Source organism: Thalassospira sp. (assembly GCF_048059015.1).
Lineage (GTDB): Bacteria > Pseudomonadota > Alphaproteobacteria > Rhodospirillales > Thalassospiraceae > Thalassospira.
The window spans coordinates 639271-661106 of the sequence record NZ_JBLLNT010000002.1 but is presented as its reverse complement, the minus strand read 5'-3'; the positions used below and the strand labels follow the sequence as shown (position 1 = coordinate 661106).

16 protein-coding genes are annotated in these 21836 nt (G+C 52.5%); 9 read left to right on the top strand and 7 right to left on the bottom strand.

The genetic code is table 11. The features are described from left to right. Nucleotides 1-112: 112 nt before the first annotated feature. On the top strand, nucleotides 113-2356 hold the full coding sequence (locus tag ACMZ66_RS03690; RefSeq protein ID WP_416934520.1) for an anthranilate synthase component I: 2244 nt from the start codon (nucleotides 113-115) through the stop codon (nucleotides 2354-2356). Between the two features lie 148 nt (nucleotides 2357-2504). On the opposite strand, the gene ACMZ66_RS03685 is transcribed toward ACMZ66_RS03690, so the two are convergent. Next, entirely contained in the window at nucleotides 2505-3122 is a 618-nt protein-coding gene (locus tag ACMZ66_RS03685) for an RNA methyltransferase (protein WP_416934518.1), read from the bottom strand. Nucleotides 3123-3369: 247 nt separating this feature from the next. Between ACMZ66_RS03685 and ACMZ66_RS03680 the strand changes: the two genes are divergently transcribed. Together ACMZ66_RS03680 and ACMZ66_RS03675 are read left to right on the top strand one after the other, a co-directional pair. Beyond that, nucleotides 3370-3567 carry a CsbD family protein gene (locus ACMZ66_RS03680; RefSeq protein ID WP_416934516.1) on the top strand — a complete coding sequence of 66 codons (198 nt, stop codon included), beginning with the start codon at nucleotides 3370-3372 and terminating at the stop codon, nucleotides 3565-3567. Nucleotides 3568-3657: 90 nt separating this feature from the next. Then, nucleotides 3658-3909 (top strand): DUF1289 domain-containing protein, encoded by a 252-nt coding sequence (locus ACMZ66_RS03675; RefSeq protein WP_416934514.1) that lies wholly within the window; start codon nucleotides 3658-3660, stop codon nucleotides 3907-3909. 26 nt (nucleotides 3910-3935) lie between these two features. On the opposite strand, the gene ACMZ66_RS03670 is transcribed toward ACMZ66_RS03675, so the two are convergent. From ACMZ66_RS03670 to ACMZ66_RS03650, 5 genes are all read right to left on the bottom strand, one after another. Continuing rightward, nucleotides 3936-5870: an ATP-binding protein gene (locus ACMZ66_RS03670; protein WP_416934512.1), complete on the bottom strand. Its 1935-nt coding sequence runs from the start codon at nucleotides 5868-5870 to the stop codon at nucleotides 3936-3938. After that, nucleotides 5867-8146, bottom strand: coding sequence for an EAL domain-containing protein (locus tag ACMZ66_RS03665; RefSeq protein ID WP_416934510.1), 2280 nt, complete (start codon nucleotides 8144-8146; stop codon nucleotides 5867-5869). Before ACMZ66_RS03665 ends, ACMZ66_RS03670 begins: the two co-directional genes overlap by 4 nt. A 292-nt stretch (nucleotides 8147-8438) precedes the next feature. Then, entirely contained in the window at nucleotides 8439-10406 is a 1968-nt protein-coding gene (locus ACMZ66_RS03660) for a sensor histidine kinase (RefSeq protein ID WP_416934508.1), read from the bottom strand. After that, nucleotides 10399-12279: an EAL domain-containing protein gene (locus tag ACMZ66_RS03655; RefSeq protein ID WP_416934506.1), complete on the bottom strand. Its 1881-nt coding sequence runs from the start codon at nucleotides 12277-12279 to the stop codon at nucleotides 10399-10401. Before ACMZ66_RS03655 ends, ACMZ66_RS03660 begins: the two co-directional genes overlap by 8 nt. Before the next feature lie 37 nt (nucleotides 12280-12316). After that, nucleotides 12317-12655, bottom strand: a complete 339-nt coding sequence (locus ACMZ66_RS03650) for a hypothetical protein (protein WP_416934504.1) — start codon at nucleotides 12653-12655, stop codon at nucleotides 12317-12319. A 469-nt stretch (nucleotides 12656-13124) separates the two neighbouring features. Between ACMZ66_RS03650 and ACMZ66_RS03645 the strand changes: the two genes are divergently transcribed. The 4 genes from ACMZ66_RS03645 (at nucleotide 13125) to ACMZ66_RS03630 (ending at nucleotide 17788) form a co-directional block, all read left to right on the top strand. After that, entirely contained in the window at nucleotides 13125-13877 is a 753-nt protein-coding gene (locus ACMZ66_RS03645; RefSeq protein ID WP_416934502.1) for a HugZ family protein, read from the top strand. A 219-nt stretch (nucleotides 13878-14096) separates the two neighbouring features. Further along, the gene (locus ACMZ66_RS03640; RefSeq protein ID WP_416934500.1) at nucleotides 14097-15722 is read left to right on the top strand and encodes a phosphoenolpyruvate carboxykinase; all 1626 of its coding nucleotides are present in this window, start codon (nucleotides 14097-14099) and stop codon (nucleotides 15720-15722) included. A gap of 186 nt (nucleotides 15723-15908) precedes the next feature. Beyond that, complete coding sequence (locus ACMZ66_RS03635; protein WP_416934498.1) at nucleotides 15909-16730, top strand: substrate-binding periplasmic protein; 822 nt, start codon at nucleotides 15909-15911, stop codon at nucleotides 16728-16730. Between the two features lie 302 nt (nucleotides 16731-17032). After that, a complete protein-coding gene (locus tag ACMZ66_RS03630; protein WP_416934496.1) occupies nucleotides 17033-17788 on the top strand; it encodes a substrate-binding periplasmic protein in 756 nt (251 codons plus the stop codon). Between the two features lie 112 nt (nucleotides 17789-17900). Here ACMZ66_RS03630 and ACMZ66_RS03625 read toward each other — a convergent pair whose 3' ends face one another. Beyond that, a complete protein-coding gene (locus tag ACMZ66_RS03625) occupies nucleotides 17901-19583 on the bottom strand; it encodes an EAL domain-containing protein (protein ID WP_416934494.1) in 1683 nt (560 codons plus the stop codon). 426 nt (nucleotides 19584-20009) lie between these two features. Between ACMZ66_RS03625 and ACMZ66_RS03620 the strand changes: the two genes are divergently transcribed. Both ACMZ66_RS03620 and dapD read left to right on the top strand, forming a co-directional pair. Then, nucleotides 20010-20705: a pyrimidine 5'-nucleotidase gene (locus tag ACMZ66_RS03620; RefSeq protein ID WP_416934492.1), complete on the top strand. Its 696-nt coding sequence runs from the start codon at nucleotides 20010-20012 to the stop codon at nucleotides 20703-20705. Between the two features lie 248 nt (nucleotides 20706-20953). After that, on the top strand, nucleotides 20954-21799 hold the full coding sequence (gene dapD, locus ACMZ66_RS03615) for a 2,3,4,5-tetrahydropyridine-2,6-dicarboxylate N-succinyltransferase (RefSeq protein WP_416934490.1): 846 nt from the start codon (nucleotides 20954-20956) through the stop codon (nucleotides 21797-21799). Nucleotides 21800-21836: the final 37 nt, after the last annotated feature.

Here is a 21836-nt window from a genome sequence, read left to right as displayed (position 1 = left end):
TGAACATACCGGCCGCCTCACTCTTGCAGGCGGCTTTGTGTTTTCAGACTTTCTTTTTACCTGATGATCACACGGCTCCTGCGGCTTAAGGCCCCACTTAGGAGTAAAAAACGTGACGACCCCACATCAGGAAACCGGCACACAGGATCAAAGCAGCGAATATCGCTACACCACCGATGGCGGTGTGGCAGTCATTCGCCGCATGTCCACCGTGCCCTATGAAAATGCTACCGAAGGCCTGATTGACGCGCTTGATCAGACCAAGGGCGTGCTGCTGTCTTCAAGCTATGAGTTTCCGGGTCGCTATTCACGTTGGGACATGGGGTTTGATGCCCCGCCGCTTGAAATCATCGGCCGTGAACGTGGCTTTGCGGTTCGCGCGCTTAATGATCGCGGCCGCGTTCTTCTTGATGTTGTCTCTGATGCGCTTGCCCGTCACGATCATGTCGAGAGCATCACGGATGGCGAAGACGGGCTTTATGGTGTCGTCAAAAAACCCGATTCCTGGTTCCCCGAAGAAGAACGCAGCCAACAGCCAAGCCTGTTTTCCGTTGTCCGTGCTTTGCGTGACCTGTTTGCCCATAAGGGGGATGAGCGGCTTGGCCTTTATGGTGCGTTTGGCTATGACATCGCCCTTCATTTCGAACAGATCAATCTGACCCAGGACCGCCCATCAGATCATAAGGACATCCACCTGTTCCTGCCAGATCAGCTGGTCACGGTTGATCATGCCTCAAAGATCGCCACCAAGATCGATTATGAATTCATCACACCCGATGGTCACAGCACCGTCGGACTGGACCGCACATCACAGCCCCACCCGCCGTCTCGCGGCAATAATGCGGTCGTCGAAAACGATATGAAGACCGGCGAATACGCCAATATCGTTGATGAGACCAAACCGCGCTTTGCCCGTGGTGAGTTGTTTGAAGTCGTCCCCAGCCGCGTTTTCAGAACCCCTTGCGCCACCGCACCATCGGAAATCTTCCGCCGTCTGAAACGGCGCAACCCCGCCCCTTATGGCTTCCTGATCAATCTCGGAGACGGCGAACATCTGATTGGCGCATCACCGGAAATGTATGTTCGCGTCAAGGGACAACGCATTGAAACCTGCCCGATCTCTGGCACGATTGCGCGCGGTCGTGATGCGATTGAAGATGCCGAAAACATCCGCACCCTCTTGAATTCGACCAAGGATGAGTCGGAACTGACCATGTGCACCGATGTCGATCGCAACGACAAGGCACGCGTCTGCAAACCAGGCAGTATCCGTATCCTTGGCCGTCGTCAGATCGAAATGTATTCGCGCCTGATCCACACGGTCGATCATGTCGAAGGCCGCCTGCGCGAAGGTTTTGATGCACTTGATGCCTTCCTGACGCATTGCTGGGCCGTCACTGTCACCGGTGCGCCTAAACGTGCGGCCATGCAGCATATTGAAGCGGTCGAGCGCAGTGCACGTGCATGGTATGGCGGGGCGATTGGCGCGGTTCTGTGCAACGGGGATCTCAACACCGGTTTGACCCTGCGCACCGTTCGCCTGAAACAGGGTGTCGCCGAAGTCCGCGCTGGTGCGACCCTGCTTTATGATAGCGAATCAGATGCCGAAGAAGCCGAAACCGTGCTGAAGGCATCGGCCATGATTGATGCAGTCACCCGTGACGCCAAGGATGAAGTCACCATTGATCCCACAGTATCGGGCGTTGGCAAACGCGTTCTTCTGATCGATCACGAAGACAGCTTTGTGCAGAACCTTGCCAGCTACATCCGTGCGACGGGTGCCGAAACCCTTACTTTACGTCCGGGCTTCCCCGATCAGGCGTTTGATGATTTCAAACCTGATCTGGTGTTCCTGTCACCCGGTCCAGGGCGCCCTGATGACTATCATCTGCGCGACAGCATTGAACGCGCCCTTGCAGCTGGTCTTCCGGTGTTTGGTGTTTGTCTTGGTCTGCAGGGCATTGTGGAGTTCTTTGGCGGATCGCTTGGCCAACTTGTCACACCGATGCATGGCAAACCGTCAAAGGTGAAACTCGATACAACCGATCCACTATTTGAAGGCCTGCCAGAAGACATCGTCGTCGGGCGTTATCATTCCCTGTTCGCCAAGGCCGCCGAAATGCCGGCCGACCTTGCCGTTACCGCGCGCAGTGATGACGGGGTGATCATGGGCATTCGCCATAAGAGCCTTCCGATCAGTGCGGTGCAGTTCCACCCGGAAAGCCTTCTGACCCTGCAAGGTGACGTTGGCATGCGCATGATCGCGAACCTTCTGCGCAATCCGCAGGGACAACTGCCCGAGCAAGAGGACGAAGATAAAGACATGTCAGAGCCAAGCACCGACAAGGCTGCATAACCTAACGATTTGCACCTGATCTGCGCTGTGCCAAGCCCCCCCTGTTAAGGCACAACAGCGCAGATCACATAGCGCAACGGCCGCGCTCCTCCCTCGCGGCCGTTGCTTTTTTTATCTCGTAGTCTGAAAGACCGGATCGACGAACGGCTTAGGCGTCGTCGTCATCCAAAGTCCCGTCGATCACGCTGTAATCGGGCGGTGGAGCCTGACGGAATTTTTCCGGATCGCCTTTGCGCTTTTCGCGGGTGCGCGAAATCCAGCCACCATAATGAGCTTCTGGTTTTGGCTCCGTCGGCGCGCCAGCACGGACCGGGCGCGGGGCAAAACGGCCCAGGCTGATCAGGCGATCATACATCACGATATTGGCTGCAATCGCGACATTCACACAGAAGCTCATCGGGATCTTGATGATAAAATCGCATTTCGCCTGCGCTTCTTCTGACAGATTGCCACGTTCCGGGCCCAGGATATAAGCCGCCTGCGACGGGTGTTTGAAGCTTGGCAGTTCAATCGCATCTGGCGTCAGTTCGATACCGACCATGCGGCAGCCCTGCGGCAGAAGCAGATTGTTGTGATCCGGGAAATGATAGTAGGGCATCTGTTCGCCCGACTTCGATGTATCGGTGATGTTGGAGCGTTCCTCGCGGAAGTCTGCATCCACCGTAAACGCAAAGCTTGCGCCAAAGGCATGGGCGGAACGAAACAGCGTGCCCACATTTAAAGGCTTGCTTGCCCCTTCAATTCCAATCCCGAAATAGCCGCGCATATCTTCCTCCGTGCCGCACGTTCTGCCCGATGGGCCTACCCGTTTTGGGCCGTGCGATATCATCTCCATAAAAAATACTGGTGCGGCTATACCCCCCCAAGACCGATATGGCAAGCAAACCGCCCGACATTGCAGCCATGCCAAGACCCGCCAAATTCGGAACAACAACCCCGCCACGCCGTTAGAACTTCATAGAAGGCAAAAGCCTAACCCACGAGCAAATCACCCACGGATGCAGGAGAAAAGCATGAACTGGGATCAAATCGAAGGACGCTGGAAACAGATCGCGGGCGGCGTGAAACGCGAATGGGGCCGCCTGACCGAAGACGATGTAAAGGCCGTTGATGGCCAACGTGACAAACTGGTTGGGCTTATTCAGGAAGCCTACGGCGTTGAGCGCGAAGAAGCTGATCGCCAAATCCGTAACTGGTTCAATCGTCTGTAACCTGTCTAAACCAGGATCACCGTTGCAATCGTGATTTTGTCCGCGCCCGTCGCTCTGCCCCCTTGATTGGCGGGCGCGAAGCTGCTTTGTATGGCAAACCAATTCGCCATTATCGTTCCGCAGGACTTTCTGGGCCATATGACCGTCAAATCACCATGCATCGGCACCTGTGTGCTCGACCCAAGATCAGGTTTCTGCATCGGATGTTATCGCACCGGGGATGAAATTGGCGCGTGGATGGGGCTTAGTGACGGCAACAAAAAGCGCGTCATCGACAAGGCCCGCAAACGCAAGGCCAGCATGCCAAAGCACGCTAACAACCGGGCCGCAGAAGCAAGTTAGGCTCCCCGGCCGCCCGTCACAAACCATCAGAACGAACTGATATCAAGCCCGCTTCCCTGAACGCCGGGCGTCTTTTCGCTGGCGGTGCGCGGAAGCGTCATGACAAAGATCGTGCCTTCATTTTGCACGCTGCTGACGCGGATATCGCCCTCAAGAACCTTCTGCACAATATTGGCAACGATACTAAGACCAAGGCCGGTGCCACCACCGCCACGCCGGGTTGTCCAGAACGGCTCGAAAATGCGTTCGACGTGATCAGGCGGGATGCCCTTGCCGTTATCCGATATTTCAATGCGCACGGTCTGCCGGCCCATTGATGTTGCCCGGATCATTAGCTTCTTGTTCTTGGCATCTTCCCTAAAGGCATGCATTTCCGCATTCTGCAGAAGATTAAGAATGATCTGGTCAATCGCCCCGGGATAACTTTGCATCGAAAGCCCGGGCTCCGCCGTCAGTTCAAGCTCATAGCCGCGCTTCTTGTATTGAAGACGCAATGTTTCGCATAGATCCGACAGCACTTTGCCCAAATCAAACTTTTCACGGCGCTGATTGGTCTGATCGGCGGCGGTTTGCTTGAAATGCCCGATCAGGGAGACTGATCGTTCGATATTACGCTCAACAATCTGATTGCCGGAACGCATTCGTTCGATAAAGGCTTCCAGATAGGATCGCTTCAGACTGTTGGTTTTAACCGCCTCGTCAAATTCGGCGATATTGTCGCCAAGGGCTGTGACGGCCGTTCGTGCATTGCCAATTGGTGTGCGCAATTCATGGGCAACACCGGCCACAATCCGCCCTAAGGACGCCATGCGCTGAATGCCCGCCAGTTGTTGGGAAATCCCCTGCTCGATCGTTTTGGCCTGAAGGTGTGCGCGATAAAGGCGGGCTACCAGATAAGACAATGCTGCCGACAGCATCACCACCAGTGCCAAGAAAAACACGTCTTGGCTCCGCGGGCTGAGCAACCGATCCGTGATCGCGGTTGACACATAAATGGTCAGGCTTTCATCTGCGCGCAGCGGATTAAGGCCGCCACCACCCGTATCGACCATGTTGGTCAGGGCGATGGATCGCGCCATGTAGATCCGACCATTGAGAACAAATGAACCGCGACTTTCGGTTTCCTGAAGCTTTTGCCACAGATCAGGGCGTTCACTGGCAACCGTGACATTCGACCCGGTCATAAAGCCCCAAAGCCGTTCGGGCTTCATCCCCGCCAGCCAGTAGCCCTGAGTGTTAATCAAAGCAGATGCCACAGAACGAAATTCGGCCTGCTGGAAGTCCCGCAAAACGGGCGACATATTGATATTGAAAACCAGAAAGCCGATCTTTTCGCGCTGCTGCGAGAAAATCGGTGCAACAAAGCGCACAGTCGGCACCCAGGGGCGTTCGATTTCGCCATTCTCAACATTCAGATCAAGGTGGGATATGAAAACCTCACCACGCCGAAGATCAACCGCGTTCTGGAAATAGTACCGGCTGGATTTATCCTGAAGCAGATCGTCACCGATATTGGTGAAGCCACCGCTTTCACGCTGGATACGAATGACTTCCATACCCTGTAGATCAAGGATGCGGACCTGCGACATGTCAAAGAAGTTTCGGATGATCGTCATCAGGTGATTGCGCGCACCATCCTTGTTCGATCTGAAATCTTGCAAATCCGTTGTTTCGGCCGCAATCCGGATTTGTTGTTTGACCACTTCGAATGCGGTAACAAACACGCTGGTTCGTTCTTCAAGCTCAGTGCTGATTTCCTGAATCGCATCAGAACGCTGACGCTGATTTTCGAAATGGTTCCAAAGCGCCCAGCTACCAATCGACAAGCTACACGCCAGCAAGAAAACCGAACAAACGATGACCGGCAAAATCCATTTGCGTGTCCGGGATTTTGCACCAGATGGCTCTTCTTCTTCATCCTCGGGCTGCCCAGATGGCCCGACAGGCATCGACATATTCATGCGCGCACCTGCAGGCTTTCCGGATCCCAGTTACGTTCCCATTGGATAAAGGCATCCAGATCCAGTGCCGGAGAATACAGATACCCTTGCCCGCGCAATATGCCGATGGCCTTGACCATATTGTGCTGCTCAATCGTTTCGACACCTTCTGCCAGCACCTCAAGACCAAGGTTACTGCCAATCAGATTGGCCGATGACGCGATGCTTTCGCGATATGTTTCTGCCTGCAACATCCAGACAAAGGACCGATCGATCTTAAGTTCCTGCACCGGCAACATATTTAGGTAACTGAGTGACGAATAGCCGGTCCCAAAATCATCAAGTGACATGGTGAAACCAAAATCGATCAATCGTTCCATCATCAGCAATGTCAGTTCAGACTGCTGCATCGCCGATCCTTCGGTGATCTCAAACCGGATCATTTCAGGCGACAATCCCAACCGTTTGACCAGCGCCAACATGCTGTCGTCAAAACCCGGTGTGCTGATGTCATAAAATGACAGGTTCACCGAACACACAATATCACGCAGCCCCAATTCGCGGCGTTTGGCAGTAAACTTGGCGGCGGCGCGCACCGCCTGGAATGCAAGATCACTTGAAAGCCCCGATTTCTCGGCAAGCGATACAAACAGGCCTGGCTCAACCGGATCACCGTTTAACTGCCAACGCGCCAGAAGCTCAACCGACACAAGCGCGCCGGTTGCAATGTCGATCTGTGGCTGGAAATGGAAATCAATCGTGCCCTGCTTAAGTGCCGCTATCAGTTCGGTCTTCAGACGCAGCGACCTTGCAATCGTGTCTTCCATTTCGGGCTGATAGAAAACGACACTTTCGGTTTCATGCGACTTGGCATTCAGGAATGCTGTGCGCACCGCCTGATCACAGGCCATGGTATCCTTGAACCCGGCAAGGGACGGCAGAATACCGCCAGAAATGCTCAGCGTCACACTGCTAAGCCCCATCTGATAGGGACGCACAAACGCCGTTTCCAAAACCGTGGCTAACAGGTCAGGGCGCGAGTTGATGACCACAAGGCGGAATTCGCCAACCCGGCCAATAAAGGCATCCTGGCCCAGCATGTCGCGCAAGCGCTGATAAACGCCCAAAACAAGCTGCTCCGAGGATGCCTGACCAAATACGGCACCATAATGCGACAGCTCGTTAATCTCGACCATCGCCAGTGCATCTTTGCAATCGCCACTATCAAGACGCCGTGCAAGTTGGCGATGATAGGCATTCTGGTTGGGAATATGGATGCCCTGATCGACATAGGCCAGCTGATCCAATCGGGTCAGAAGTGCGATGTTTTCAAAGCAAAGCGACAGCTGGCTTGCAAACATCTTAAGCAACGACACTGCATGTGGGTCAACCCGGCCACCATGTTCAAAATAAACAACCATGACCTTGCCGCTGCTTGTCAGCATCTTGAAGGTAACCGAGTCCTCGTCAATCGCTGGCTCGATCGACGTCGCGTTCAGATCAGACAAGATGGTTTTGTCAAATTCCGGGAACTGCGCAAGCTTTGCCCCAACATTACCGGCAAACCGGCCAAGCCCGGCCAGGATGGTTAGCGAATTGATCGCAATGCTGGGTTTTTCCCGATCCACCGCGCCAAAAGGATCGCTTGCCGCACAAATCGCACCATGCGGTTCAAGCCCCAAAAGGGCCGCGATCTGTTTAAGAACACCTTCAGAAAAATCATCAAACTTGCGTTTGGTATAAAGGGCTTCGGTCCCGCGAATGATCTGATCGAGCCCTTCGCGGGTTTGCGCCATGATTTTGATATGGTTGTAACTGCGAATGGCAGTTGTCAGCGCCGTTACAAGGCGTGTGCGCGTCAGATCATCCTTGGTGTGATAGTCGTTGATATCGTAATCGCGGATGACGGATGCTTCGGGCGCGTAACCCGGATTTCCCGTGCGCAGAACAATACGAAGGTCCTCAAAACCCTGACTGCGCAAACGCTCAACAAGCTTAAGTCCCGCCTGATCTTCTTCCATAACAACATCAAGAAGCACGACAGCAACATCGTTTTCACGGCATAAAAGATCAAACGCCTCTGCTGCGGAATAAGCATGCAGGAAATTAAGCGCCTGACCATCAATCTCAACACCATTAAGTGCGAACTCGGTTGCCTGATGAACATCTTCGTCATCATCGACAATCATAACACGCCAACCGCGCGCGGACCGAGTTCGTCCGGACTTCGGCGTTTCGTCATTGACGATGACGATATCATCATCATTTGAAACTTGCTGTAGTTGACTATCCCCCACGAGGATCTCCAATGCTCGTGATCGCGTAAACCCAAATCGGACTTTGTCTGTTCCCGCCGTAAAAGACATTTTCTGTCTTACGACGAATTCACGCGCAACAATTCCATCTAGGGTTTTACGTGGTGAGTTTGCAATTTGGTTCAACCAGCGCTTATGTATAGGCGCCCTGCCCGAAAGATTAGGATTATTCTAATAAATCCTTGAATCACCTCTATCTCAGCAAAAAGCTCTGCTTCAGTGCTGCTTCATATCGGCACAATTTGAACGGGGAAAATCGCCCTATTGAACGGGGTTAGCCGGTTTGTTTTGATCGTCCTTGGCCAAGTGCCACCGGCCTGGTTTGGCTTTCATCCGTGACGATATAGGGGTTCAGGGCATCACGGATCGGGGCTGCTTTCGGGATCATCACAAGGAAGCTGGATCCAAGCCCGGGTTCAGATTGCAAAGTGATCTCGCCCCCCAAAACGCCGACGACGATATTGCTGACAATCGCCAATCCAAGACCCGTTCCCCGATCTGGTAAATCACTGGTCCAAAACGGTTCGAAAACACGTTGATGATCCTTGGGATCAATGCCGACCCCGTCATCAGAAACAACCACCTGATAAAACTGCTCGTCATAATCAACGACCAGAAGGTCTATCCGCCCCGTTTCACGCCCGACAAAGGCATGTTGGACAGCGTTGGTGATCAGCGACAGCAGAACCTGATCCACCGCATCGGAAAAACTCTCAATCGGCGCTGTGGCTGGACCCGTTACGCTTAGTGTAACACCTTTTTTGCCAAGCTGCGTTTCAAGGGTACCAATCAAATTTCGCGTAACCTTGACCAAATCAAATTTCCGGCGGATGTGATTGGATTGATCGGTAGCGGTTTCTCGGAAGTTCCACACCAGTGCGCTTGTGCGTTCGATATTCCTCTGAATGATCCGAACACCGCGAAGGATATGATCAATTTCATCCTGTTCAAGATGATGACCATTGTCCTTGGCGAACTTGACCATGATGTCATCAAGATCATGGATAATTGTCGTACTGACCGTCAGTGCATTGCCAAGCGGTGTGCGCATTTCATGGGCCACACCGGCAACAATACGCCCAAGGGATGCCATGCGCTGAACCGAAACCAGATTGGCTTCAATGCGATGCTGAATATCGATCGCTTGCTGCCTGCGCACGACAAAGTAACCGATCAACGCAGAAACAGCGGCAATCAGCAGCAAAATGCCTGACAAAATCAAAAGGTCATTGAATTTTAGCCCCAGCAAACGGTCATATCTGGGCGCTTTGCTGACAACAAACAGCTTTGTCTGATCTGGTAAAACCAGCTCCTGCCCCGATGCATCGGCCAAATCGGCAATCGAAAACACCACAACAGAATAAATCATCCCATCATAGGTTAAGCTATTGCGTAGATTGGTGTTTCTAATCTGATCCCAAAGTTCCGGGTCCTGAGCCGCAAGTGTTGTTTCTTCATTGCGCATAAAGCCCCAAAGAAATTCATCAGCGAGCCCTGCCAACCAATAACCGTCGCGATTAAGCAACGCACGCGACACCGCACTGGCGGGATCTTGGGCGAAGCCGGCCAATCCTTCGGCCATATCAAGATTGATCGCAAAATAGCCGATCAGTTCGTTTCGATCCGACATGATCGGCGTAATCAGGCGCGATGTTGGTCGTATCGGAATTTCAATCCGACCATGTTCAACATTTAAATCAAGACGGCTGATATAAACTTGGCCCGGTCCCAGTTGCCGCGCAGCTTCAAAGTAGTAACGACCGGCCTTGTTCTGATACTGACCTTGCGGCACGACGAAGACCCGACCATTGCGGCTATCAACACGCATCATTTCCATGCCATCGGGCGAAAGAATGCGGATCTGGCTGAACCGTTTGATCACCGACGAAAGTTGCTTGAAATAATCACGTGCTGCGGCCGGGTTTTCCCGAAATCCGCGGACTGAAGGATGCATTGCAGACAGCTTCACACTTTGGATGGCTGTTTCATACCATCGCAGCAAACTGGTCGTCTGTGCTTCGCTATCCACGATCAATTGGCGGGTTGTCGCATTATCACGGCGGGTGGCTTCTGCTTGATGCCACATGAACCATCCCGCCAGTAAAACCGCAGTCCCTATTACGAATAATGTCAGGCTCACACGCCAAAAATAACGGGTCTGATACCAGGCACGACCGACCGCCTCGGCAAATGATGTCTCGCGCGGTCGGTCTTTTACCTGTGGCGCTGTGATTTCACTCATGGATGAGCTTCTCTGAAAGGTTCCACCCCTTGTACCATTCGATGAAATCCGGCGTCCTCAGCCCCGGACTGTAAAAGTACCCTTGCACCTCGTCGATGCCCAGGAACCGCGCGATTTGATGCTGTTCACGGGCTTCAACGCCCTCGGCGAGAACTTTAAGACCAAGGTTTTCGGCAATGGCAGCCGCAGATGCCGCAACACTTCCGCGCGCGCGTTCAATTGTCAGGTTTTTGACAAAGGACTGGTCAATCTTGATTCCATGAACCGGCAACAGATTGAGATGACTTAGCGATGAATACCCGGTGCCAAAATCATCCAACCAGATTTTGTAGCCCTTCTTGGCCAGCAAGTTCAGACCCGCCGTAGCATCATCCTCGTTGGTAAAGGCGTGACTTTCCGTGATCTCGAAGCTAACCGCATCAATGCCCAGTTCAAGGCTTTCACAATGGCCAATCAGATCCTTGATGAAATCGATATTACAGACGTCTTTGGCCGCAAGATTGACCGCGACCCGCATCTGATCAAAGCCGTTTTCCTGCAAGGCAGCGCGCATGTCTTTCACACTGTCCAAACACTGAAAAGTTATGTCTGCACTTAGCCCGGCGCGCTCCGCAACAGGAATAAAAACACTGGGCGAAACATGCTTTCCATCTAACTCCCAACGACATAGTGCTTCGCTGGCAATTACCTTGCCGGTTTGCAGATTGATCTTTGGCTGGAACACAAAATAGATTTCGCGCGCCTTTAGCGCCCCTTGAAGGGCACCACGCAAACGCATGACCTGCTCAACTTCATCAGCCATGGCCGGGTCAAATTCCGATATCCTGCCAGGGGCCTTTTGTTCCTGTTTGAGAAGCGTGATTCTCGCGGCGCGCTGGATATCAAAGCTACGATCTGATTTCAGGTTCCCACGCACAATACCGATGGTCGACTTCACTTTCAGATGATTATCAAAAACATTGAACGGCTCGCCAAACACTGCCTCGAGGGCAGTTGTTTCAATTTTCCCGGTACTGTCGACAACGCCAAATGTGAATTCACCAACGCGCGCAATCAATGTCCCCTCGCCTGTCACTGCGGCCAGACGTTCATAAACCGCCAGCATCAGGGCCTCTGCCATCGACATCCCGAATGCCACCGCAAGATCCGGAGCGTCATCCACACTGATCATGGCAATCACGGCGGCTTCTTGGCCTTTGGCCTTGAGGGTCAGAAGTTCCCGATCAAAGGCGTTTTGGTTGGGCACACCAAGGCGTTGATCATGGAAGGCAAGCTCACCCAACTCATTGATCAGGGCCAGGTTTTCAAAACAAATCGCCAGATTGTTGGAGAAAACCTGAAGCAAGACCATGCTGCTTTCGGTAAAGGTGCCGCCATGTTCGAAGTAAATCAGCATCTCGCGGCCGGTCGCACTTTTGTGCCGAAGACCAATCTTTGATCCGACGATGACCGGCTTGTTATACTTTTCCTCGCATTGGCGGATCATCTCGGCATCGACGTCTTTAAGTTCGGACAGACTTTCACCGACATGCCCAGAAAAGCGCCCGACACCCGACATGACAACCATATTGGCCGCACGTGTTTCGGAACTTCCCAGCGCACAAATTGCACCTTCGGGGCGCAATCGAAGAACGGCGGCGATCTGACGCAGCACACCTTCGGCAAACAAATCCAGGTTCTTGTTGCCAAATAGTTGCTGAGTACCTTCAATCACCATCTCAAGGCCGGCCTTGGTGGCACTTAATGTCCGGATATAGTCATAGGCGCGAATGGCTGTGGTAAGCGACGTGATCAATCGGGACCGGGTCAGTTCATCCTTGGTCCAGTAATCGTCGATTTCATAGTCTTGAATGACGGAGTTTTCAGGAGCCAACCCGGGATATCCGGTCCTGAGAATAATCCGGGGTTCTTTATAGCCGCGCGCGCAGTTCCCTGACCAAACGAAGTCCGGTATCGGGTGACTCCATCACCACATCAAGCAATATCACCGCAACATTCGGTACCACCTGAAGATAATTCAGCGCCTCGTCCGCACTAACCGCATGGAGCAGCTTTAAGGGGCGCCCAAGTATCTTCACGCTGGATAAAGTAAATTCTGTGGCTTCATGCACATCTACATCGTCATCGACCACCAACACTTTCCAGTTATTCTCTGGAAAAAGGCTGCTTTCTTCAAACGCGCCCTTTGATGAAGTCGTTAGACCATCAGATGTTGTATCCGGAGTTTCCCGGTTATCACCAACGCCCATCGTCGTACTCCCCAATCGGAAATGCCGCACCAAGCCCCTTCAGACCTGCATCGGCACTGACCAATTTTGCTCACGTCATAGCCGTTCCCGAATGTCCTCAAACCAAGTTTCCAGCGAATACTGGTCATTTGAATGTGGTCAACATTGCAACGTACTCAACCCTTCGGAAGGATTGTTATCGGACATGACCCAATACCTAAACCCATACTTTATACTATACATAGATATATAATTTGATTTAGAGCAATGCCAACAACATTTTATTCGAATAGGTTCATATAAAGGCAGGATCAAGTTACTGGCAGGTTTGTAATTTTTCCAATTCCAGACCTTGGAAATCCCGGAATTTCTGGCCGCAAGTTCGATGTTTCGATACAGGCTCGAAAATCGAACTAGCAGCAATCTTGCGCAAAACCCATGAAATCGGTCATCATCACATCCGTAGTTCACAAAGGACAGGAAGCCACCCATGTCTGATGATCTCGAAGCACCCAATTGTGCTGCCTTGCGCCGGATGTGCCGTGTCGCCACCAATGCAGCCCTTGCCACCATCGCAACCGGTCACAAGCAGGTCGAAGACGGTTGGCCGGTAACATCCATGGTCGTCCCGGGCACCGACATTGACGGTTCACCGATCCTGTTGATTTCTGATCTTGCCGATCACACCCGCCACATTGCCGCAGACAATCGCGTCTCGATGCTGTTTGGCCCTTCTGCCAATGGCACATCAGCAACCATTGAAACCGACACCGCCCGCCTAAGTGTGTTTGGTCGGGCCGTGCGTAATGATGATGCGGCCTTGCGCGCCTGTTATCTGCGCAGCCACCCGGACGCGGCCCAATATGCGGATTTTGCCGATTTCGGATTTTATCGGGTCGATGTTGATGCGATCTATTGGGTTGGCGGATTTGGCAAACAGCGTCGCTTGCCAGGCTCGCAGTTCATCGAGGCCGATTGCCATCCGCTTGTGCTCGGACATGACGACATCATCGGCCATATGAATACAGATCACGCCAATGCGATCTCCCACATCGTTTCAAACCATTCCGATTACGATCCCGACGCCGGTTGGCTGATGCATTCGATTGATTGTGACGGGATGGTTTTAAGCAGTCATGATACCGATTCCCCGCCCATCAGAATTGATTTCCCAAAACCCATCCATAATCCCGGCGAAGCACGGGAAATTTTGGTCAAAATGTGCAAAAAATGGCGCGGATAAGTCGGACCATTTGTATTCTGAACATTTAACCCGCGACCCTGAAAATCGAATTTTCGCAAACGCAAAAACAGCTACGTTTTCCTTGGTATTAGGCCAAAGGACCGGTTGCTTTTAAGACACCTTTGTAACAATATGTCTCAACGCAATAAATTACCCACAATTTGTTGTGTAAATTAGGACATTAACCCCCAGCTCTTTTAAACCCACCAGGAGAGATTTGTGCTGCAATCAGGACCCGTTGTCAGCCGTGTAGGCCTTGAAACTCATGGCCTCAAAAACCTTGGCGCCGTTCACTGGAACCTTGACGCTGCCGGCCTTTACGAACATGCGATCCGTCGCAACGAAGGCAAGATCGCCAAGGGTGGTGCATTCGTCGCACTGACCGGCGAACATACCGGCCGCTCCCCCCAGGATCGCTTCGTCGTTGAAGAAGAAAGCACCAAGGCAGATATCGATTGGGGCGATGTAAACCGCCCGGTCAGCCCGGAAGTATTTGAGCGCCTGTATCAGAAAGTGCGCGCATATTTCCAAGGCACCGAACTGTTCGTTCAGGATTGCTTTGCCGGTTCCGATCCGCGTTTCCGCCTGCCGGTTCGCGTGATCAACGAAAATGCATGGCATAACCTTTTCGCTCGCAACATGTTCATCCAGCCGCAGAAAGAAGAACTGCGCGACTTCGCACCGGAATTCACCATTCTGCACGCACCGGGCCTTCAGGCAGATCCGGAAGTGGATGGTACCCGTTCCGAAGTTTTCGTGATGGTCAGCTTCGAGCGTAAAATGGTCATCATCGGCGGCACCTGGTATGCCGGCGAAATGAAGAAATCGATCTTCTCGGTTCTCAATCACATCCTCCCAGCCAAAGGCGTTATGCCGATGCATTGCTCGGCCAACATGGGCAAAGACGGCGACACCGCTATCTTCTTTGGCCTGTCGGGCACCGGCAAAACCACGCTTTCGGCTGACGCATCGCGTACGCTGATCGGTGATGACGAACATGGTTGGGGTGAAGACGGCGTCTTTAACTTCGAAGGCGGCTGCTATGCGAAAGTGATCAAGCTTTCCAAAGAAGCAGAACCGGAAATCCATGCGACCACCGAGCGTTTCGGTACCGTTCTTGAGAACGTCGTGATGAACAAGCAGTCGCGCGAGCTTGATCTCGACGATGCCCGTCACACCGAAAACACCCGTTCCTCCTATCCGATCGAATTCATTCCGAATGCATCGGAAACCGGTCGTGGTGGTCACCCGAAAAACATCATCATGCTGACCTGTGATGCGTTTGGCGTTCTGCCTCCGATCGCAAAACTGTCCTCGGCACAGGCGATGTACCACTTCCTTTCGGGTTACACCGCAAAAGTTGCTGGCACCGAAAAAGGTGTCAAGGAACCGACCGCTGCGTTCTCCGCATGCTTTGGTGCACCGTTCATGCCGCGTCATCCGTCGGTTTACGCCAAGCTGCTTGGTGAAATGATGGAAAAACATGAAGCCAATTGCTGGCTGGTCAATACCGGCTGGTCCGGTGGCGGCTATGGCGTTGGTTCGCGCATGAAGATCGCTTACACCCGTGGTCTTCTCAATGCCGCGCTCAATGGCGAGCTGGAAAGTGCCGAATTTGCAACCGATCCGTATTTCGGTCTGGCATATCCGACCGCTTGTGGCGACATCCCGGCAGAAGTTCTGAACCCGCGTGACAGCTGGAAAGACAAGGCAGCCTATGACAAGGCCGCTTCCAACCTGACCGGTCTGTTCGAAAAGAACTTCGCGAAGTTCGAAGAACATGTCACCGACGATGTCCGCGAAGCGGCCATCCGCAACAGCGCAGAAGTCAAAGCGGCTGAATAAGCCCACTTGAATTTTCTTGAAAAAGCCGGTGCCCTGTGCGCCGGCTTTTTTGTTTTGATCACGATCTTCACACGCCAAATGCTTGATTGTCGTAGCGCCAACCCTGATATTTAAGGGCAAGCTGCCAACAGGTCGTCATCACGCAATGAGGCTTTCGTGGTCCGTGACCAAAAGACAAGACAGCTATTGCCTATCCGCCCTTTGATTAAAGTTGCGGCGATAGCAACGCTTGGGCTTGGGTTTGCTCTGGGCACAAGCTTTGACCAATCGGCATCCGCAGCAGACAAGGCGGCTGATGCAACGGGTCTTGAAGTCACCCTGGCCTGCAATGTCTTTGCCCCATCAAAGATCGCTGATCGTGCCCTTGAACCGGGCTTTGACGTTGAAATCCTGCGCGCAGCATTCACTGCCAGTGGTGTTAAGCTCAACACCCCGTTTTATCCTTGGAAACGCGCCTATCTTCTGGCCGAAAACGGTGATGTCGACGGATTGTGTTCATGCAGTTATCTGCGCGAACGTGAAGCCATCTTTCAATATTCCGATCAGATCGGCCTGCAGCATGTCGGCTTGTTCGCGCTCGAACCTGATATCCTCTCGGAAGTCAAAAACCTTGATCAGGCATCTGGCTTAACCGTGGGTGTGGTTGCCGGTTACACCCTGGAACGATACGCCAAGGAAGCAGGGCTTGATACAGTCAGTGCGAACTCGGAAAAAAGCCTTCTCGCGCTTTTGCGCACTGGCCGGATCGATGCGATCTATGCATTTCATGAAACCATGGCAACGGTGGTGCGTGAACATAATCAGGCAACCAACGAAACGCTTGAACCCACCTATCATGAAACCGCTGCTTACCCGTATTTTTCCTGCCTGTCCAAGCGGGCTGGAAATGCTGCGATCATTGTAGAGCGTCTGAATGAAGGCCTTGAGACGATCAAGACATCAGGCCAGTATGATGCCATTCTTGAACGCTATGGCGTCTTGCCAAAACCCCGATCAAACGACCTGTAATCAAGCTAACCATTGGATTTGCTGCGGCTTTTAGAAGTCTTACACGCAACCATTAGGCGTTTTTTGCTTGGGCATTAGACGAAAATTCGATTTATTGCCCGGACCAACATGTTAGGATGCCGCCACGCGCCACATAATTGATTGCCGATCACGTGACCCTTAGCCGACCTGAACGAAATTTTCCTGACGTTTCCCTACGCCGGGCCACCAAAGGTGCGGTCCGTCAGTGGCGCCATCTTGCGGCAAAAAGCCTTGTGGTGATGGGTGTCGTCAGCACTGTGTTGGGTTTAGCAAGCAATCCTGTGGCAGCGCAAAACTCGTTGATATCACCAGCGGGACAGCACGAAACAGTCACCCTTGCCTGCAACCCGTTTCCACCGTCAAAGATCGCCAATAACAATACGCTTCCGGGCTATGATGTTGAAGTTCTGCGCGCAGCCTTCATGTCGCGCAACATCTCTTTGATTACACCGTTTAATCCTTGGAAGCGGGCCTATTTCCTGGCGGAAACCGGTCAGGTTGACGGGCTTTGTTCCTGCAGCTATCTACCCGAGCGTGAAGGCGATTTTCTTTATTCCGATGTATTGGGGCATGTCCGGATCGCGTTTTATTCAACACGCCCCGAAGTCCTTGAACCGATCAAGAAGTTGGAAGACGCCGCCAAAATGACCGTCGGTGTGGTCAATGGCTATAGCCTTGAGGCCACCGCACGAGAGGCTAATCTCGACGTTGTTGTCGCCAATAGCGAAATGACATTGGTGAATTTGCTGATGTCACGCAGACTGGATGCTGCTTTGTCATTCACGGCACCAATGGACTATCTGCTTAATGTCGGGGAAAATTCGATTGCCGATACCAACAAGATTAAAACTAAGGTCATCGCCAACAATCCGTATTATTCCTGCATCTCCAAAAAATCCGAAAAGGCCGAAGTCCTTTTAAGGCAGCTCAATATCGGCCTGAAAACCATCCGCAGTAACGGTGTTTATGACGGCATTTTGGAAAAATACGGGATAACATCCGACGCATCCAAATTCCTGCCGGGTCAAAACCAGTAAAAGTTTGAGAGTGCGATCGCGACACACTGCAAAGGCACTTCTGGTGTTTATTTAGCATAGCGATCTCAACAAAAAAGGCCGCCAGAAGGCGACCTTTAAGATCATGTTTGGCTTATCGCCATTGCGGCGTATCGCGCCAATAAAGCGTGATGTCGGATTCCGGCTTACCGAACAGATAACCTTGCGCGTAATCGAACCCGGCTTTGGTCACCATATCGCGCATCTTGTCGGTTTCGATCATCTCGGCAACGACTTCGACATTGATCTCGTGACACAAATCGACCAGCGATCTCAGGAACGCCATGCCCTTGCTGGTTTTCATCGACTGGCGAATGGATTCTCCATCTATCTTCACATAGTCGACTTCCATCGCGCTCAAATAGCGGAAGTTCGATGCCCCGGTGCCGAAGTCATCAAGGCAAATCTCAATGCCAAATTCGCGGAACCGGCTGATCCATTTGGCTGCCGTATCGATATCGCGAATTTCTGATGTTTCGGTAATCTCCAGCATCAACTGATTAAGGGTGTCCCGGTTGCGTTCAAACAACGCAATTACCGACCGACAGAAGTCCGGATTTTCGATCGAATGACCCGAGACGTTCACGGCAACCCGAACAGAAATACCTGATTCCAGCTGTCCTTTGATCCATTTGATGCTTCGACGCAGCATCGCAAGGTCAAGCCTGTGCACCATGTTGACCTGTTCGGCAAAAGTGATCAGGTCCTGGGTCGGGATCAACTGCCCTTCATCATCATAAAAGCGTACCAACACTTCAAAATGGTGGATTTCGGCATTGGGCAACCGGACAATCGGTTGATACACCGCATCAAATTTTAACTTGTCGACCCGCATGCCAAAGTCCTGCATGGCCGAGAAGGTGTTATTGACCAGATTATCGGCCTGCCCCATCAGCCTTGAGAACGTAAAGCTGTGATCCTGTCGGTCACAGAACCGGCGAATGGAATACAAAACCCCGCGCGCAAGATCGCCTGGTGGGATCACTTCGGCGGTAAAGTCTGTCACGGTTGAGCTGACTTCAACGCCAACGCCTTTTGGATCGGCATCGCGCACACATTCAGCAATGCGTTTTTCAAGATCGCCAATCGGTACATCCGGGCGATGCAGCATCCCGAACTGATCAGCCCCCAAACGCCCGGCAGTATCACCGGCCACAGAATGCGCGCGCAAAAACGCGCCAACACTTGCCATAAGTTCGGCCCGTTCGACCTGCTCCATACGTTTGCAAAGCGGATCAAACGCATTAAGCGTCATCAGGGTGAATTTATGTTCGGTCCCGGTTTCACGCTGTGCCACCAGTCGTTCGGTCACAACTTTTGACAGGCTTTCTTCATCAAGAAGCCCGGTCGCATTATCGCGCTGGATAGATGCCGCAAGTTCCGGCGGGAGCGAATTGATCGCCACACGCAGGGCGACGAAGAAATGATCACCAAGATCAGGCAGGAAATAGCCGCTCATAGAAACGGGCGGGCTTAGCATTTCTTCGCGCTGGTTAAAGCGCACCTGAATATTGTCCATGCGGCCACGACGACGCGCAACCTGCAACATCTCGGTCACAAGCGGCTTGAACTGCTTGGCCAAAAAGTTGGTGAAAAGCTTCCCGGCAAGATCACTTGGACGATGCCCAAGAATGCCGTCCGATGCACCCGATGCAAAAACGATCCGAAGGTCGCCATCAAGCTCAAGAAGCAGGTCCCCCCAAACGAAGGCCAGTGCCGCGAACCGGTTTCTTTCATTCCGTAGTTCGGTCGTTCGAGCTTTTATAAGTTTTTCCAATGCGCCCTCTCACGCTGCCCGTTTTAACCAGCGACTTCCACTTCCCCCGAACACGGAAATCGCTTTATGCCATTCTGGCTTTTGCCCAATGATCAACCCGTTGTGATTAACAAGGGTTTTACAAATTCAATGTTTCCTACTCTGACGGATAAGTTCGATACTTCCGCCATACCCCAAGCAGCACCAAAAGCCTCAGACAGATGAAGATTTACCAATCATATCAAAACGCAGACTCAGTATATCTTTGGTGTTATTGCGGCTTTTAAACCCCCATCTGTCATAATTCGACCTTTAATAGGTTGCATATGCCGCATAACTACAATGCTAAATTGCACAATCCTGTGCGGACAGTATGCAAGTGGGCTTTGATGCCTTACAAATGGCGGCAGACACTCATCACGCCCATCATCGACAAGGCCATCTGCAATGACCATCGCCCCGAAAATCAAAACCGACCTGCCGCGTATTGATCAGGACAGCGTTCTGATCTTTGATCTCGACAACACGCTTTATCCTGCGGCCTGCGATCTGTTTTCACAGGTTTCCGATTTGATCGGGAAATATGTTCGCGAAACGCTGAAGCTTGAACCCGATGCGGCCTATCGCGTGCAAAAGGATTATTTCCACCGCTATGGCACGACACTGCGCGGTTTGATGACCGAACATGATGTCGATCCGGCAGATTATCTGGCCAAGGTGCATGACATTGATCTGTCCGTTGTTGATCCGGCACCGGATTTGGCAAGCGCGCTTGAAGAATTGCCGGGCCGCAAACTGATTTTCACCAATGCATCGCGTGGCCATGCCGAACGTGTGATGGGCCGTCTGGGTATTGCGGATCGGTTTGAAACCATCTTTGACATTGTCGATGCAGATTATATTCCCAAGCCGCAGCAGCAGCCCTATGACCGCCTGCTGGCCCGTGACGGGATTGATCCGACCCGCGCTGTCTATTTCGAAGATATGGCCAAAAACCTTCTGCCGGCCAAGGATATGGGCATGACAACGGTTTGGGTTCATACCGATCTTGAATGGGCGCAACACGGCCGTGATGATCCGCGCATTGACCATGAAACCAATGATATCGTTGGCTTTTTGCGCAATCTGGCGACGGCATCCTGATCGCCGACAATTCCGGCCCAATGCCACAGCAATCCACTTACCAACCGGATTACGGTTAAGGGCGGGATTTGTAACGGTTCCACGATTGAGCTTGGCGCCATGATCCGCTATGTCTATCGGCCACAGGGATCAGGAACGGAAACCGCCCGAAATGGGCATTTCTACGCAAACTGGCGGAGTTGACTTCATGGGCTTCATTGACCATTCTCCGCCGACGAAATTTTGGCTGACCGCAAGGACCTTCGAAAATGAACAAGACTGAACTTGAAGGCGTGATTAACGTCGCTTGGGAAAACCGCGACGAAATTAGCTCCGCCACCCAGGGCGAAATCCGCAAAGCTGTTGAACAGGCACTGACTGCCATGGATAGCGGCGAATTGCGCGTTGCCGAAAAGATCGACGGCAAATGGGTTGTCAATCAGTGGGCCAAAAAGGCGGTTCTTCTGTCTTTCCGTCTGAACGACATGACCACCATTTCCGGCGGTCCGGGTGAAAACACCAACTGGTGGGACAAGGTTCCGTCGAAATTCAATGGCTGGGGTGAAGCCGAGTTCAAAGAAGCTGGTTTCCGCGCCGTTCCGGGCAGCATCGTGCGCCGTTCGGCTTATGTCGCACCGGGCACCGTCCTGATGCCGTCCTTCGTTAACCTTGGCGCTTATGTCGATACCGGCGTGATGGTTGATACCTGGGCGACTGTTGGTTCCTGCGCACAGATCGGTAAAAACGTTCACCTTTCAGGTGGTGCGGGTATCGGTGGCGTGCTTGAGCCGCTTCAGGCTGGTCCGGTCATCATCGAAGACAACGCGTTTATCGGCGCACGTTCGGAAATCGTTGAAGGCGTCATCGTTGAAGAAGGTGCCGTCATTTCGATGGGTGTCTTCATCGGCGCATCGACCAAAATCATCGACCGCACCACCGGCGAGACCTTTATGGGTCGCGTTCCGGCATATTCGGTCGTTGTTCCGGGCAGCATTCCGGGCAAGCCGCTTCCGGATGGCACCCCGGGTCCGAGCCTTTATTGCGCGGTCATCATCAAACGTGTTGATGAGAAAACCCGTTCGAAAACCTCGATCAACGAATTGCTGCGCGACTGATTTCTGTTAGCGCACAGATTGATGATTTATAAGGGGC

Excerpts from the sequence above, each read along its gene's own strand:
- ACMZ66_RS03685 (WP_416934518.1), bottom strand. The coding sequence starts at position 3,122 with ATGCGCGGCTATTTCGGGATTGGAATTGAAGGGGCAAGCAAGCCTTTA.
- ACMZ66_RS03680 (WP_416934516.1), top strand. The coding sequence starts at position 3,370 with ATGAACTGGGATCAAATCGAAGGACGCTGGAAACAGATCGCGGGCGGC.
- ACMZ66_RS03675 (WP_416934514.1), top strand. The coding sequence starts at position 3,658 with ATGGCAAACCAATTCGCCATTATCGTTCCGCAGGACTTTCTGGGCCAT.
- ACMZ66_RS03670 (WP_416934512.1), bottom strand. The coding sequence starts at position 5,870 with ATGAATATGTCGATGCCTGTCGGGCCATCTGGGCAGCCCGAGGATGAA.
- ACMZ66_RS03660 (WP_416934508.1), bottom strand. The coding sequence starts at position 10,406 with ATGAGTGAAATCACAGCGCCACAGGTAAAAGACCGACCGCGCGAGACA.
- ACMZ66_RS03650 (WP_416934504.1), bottom strand. The coding sequence starts at position 12,655 with ATGGGCGTTGGTGATAACCGGGAAACTCCGGATACAACATCTGATGGT.
- ACMZ66_RS03645 (WP_416934502.1), top strand. The coding sequence starts at position 13,125 with ATGTCTGATGATCTCGAAGCACCCAATTGTGCTGCCTTGCGCCGGATG.
- ACMZ66_RS03620 (WP_416934492.1), top strand. The coding sequence starts at position 20,010 with ATGACCATCGCCCCGAAAATCAAAACCGACCTGCCGCGTATTGATCAG.
- dapD (WP_416934490.1), top strand. The coding sequence starts at position 20,954 with ATGAACAAGACTGAACTTGAAGGCGTGATTAACGTCGCTTGGGAAAAC.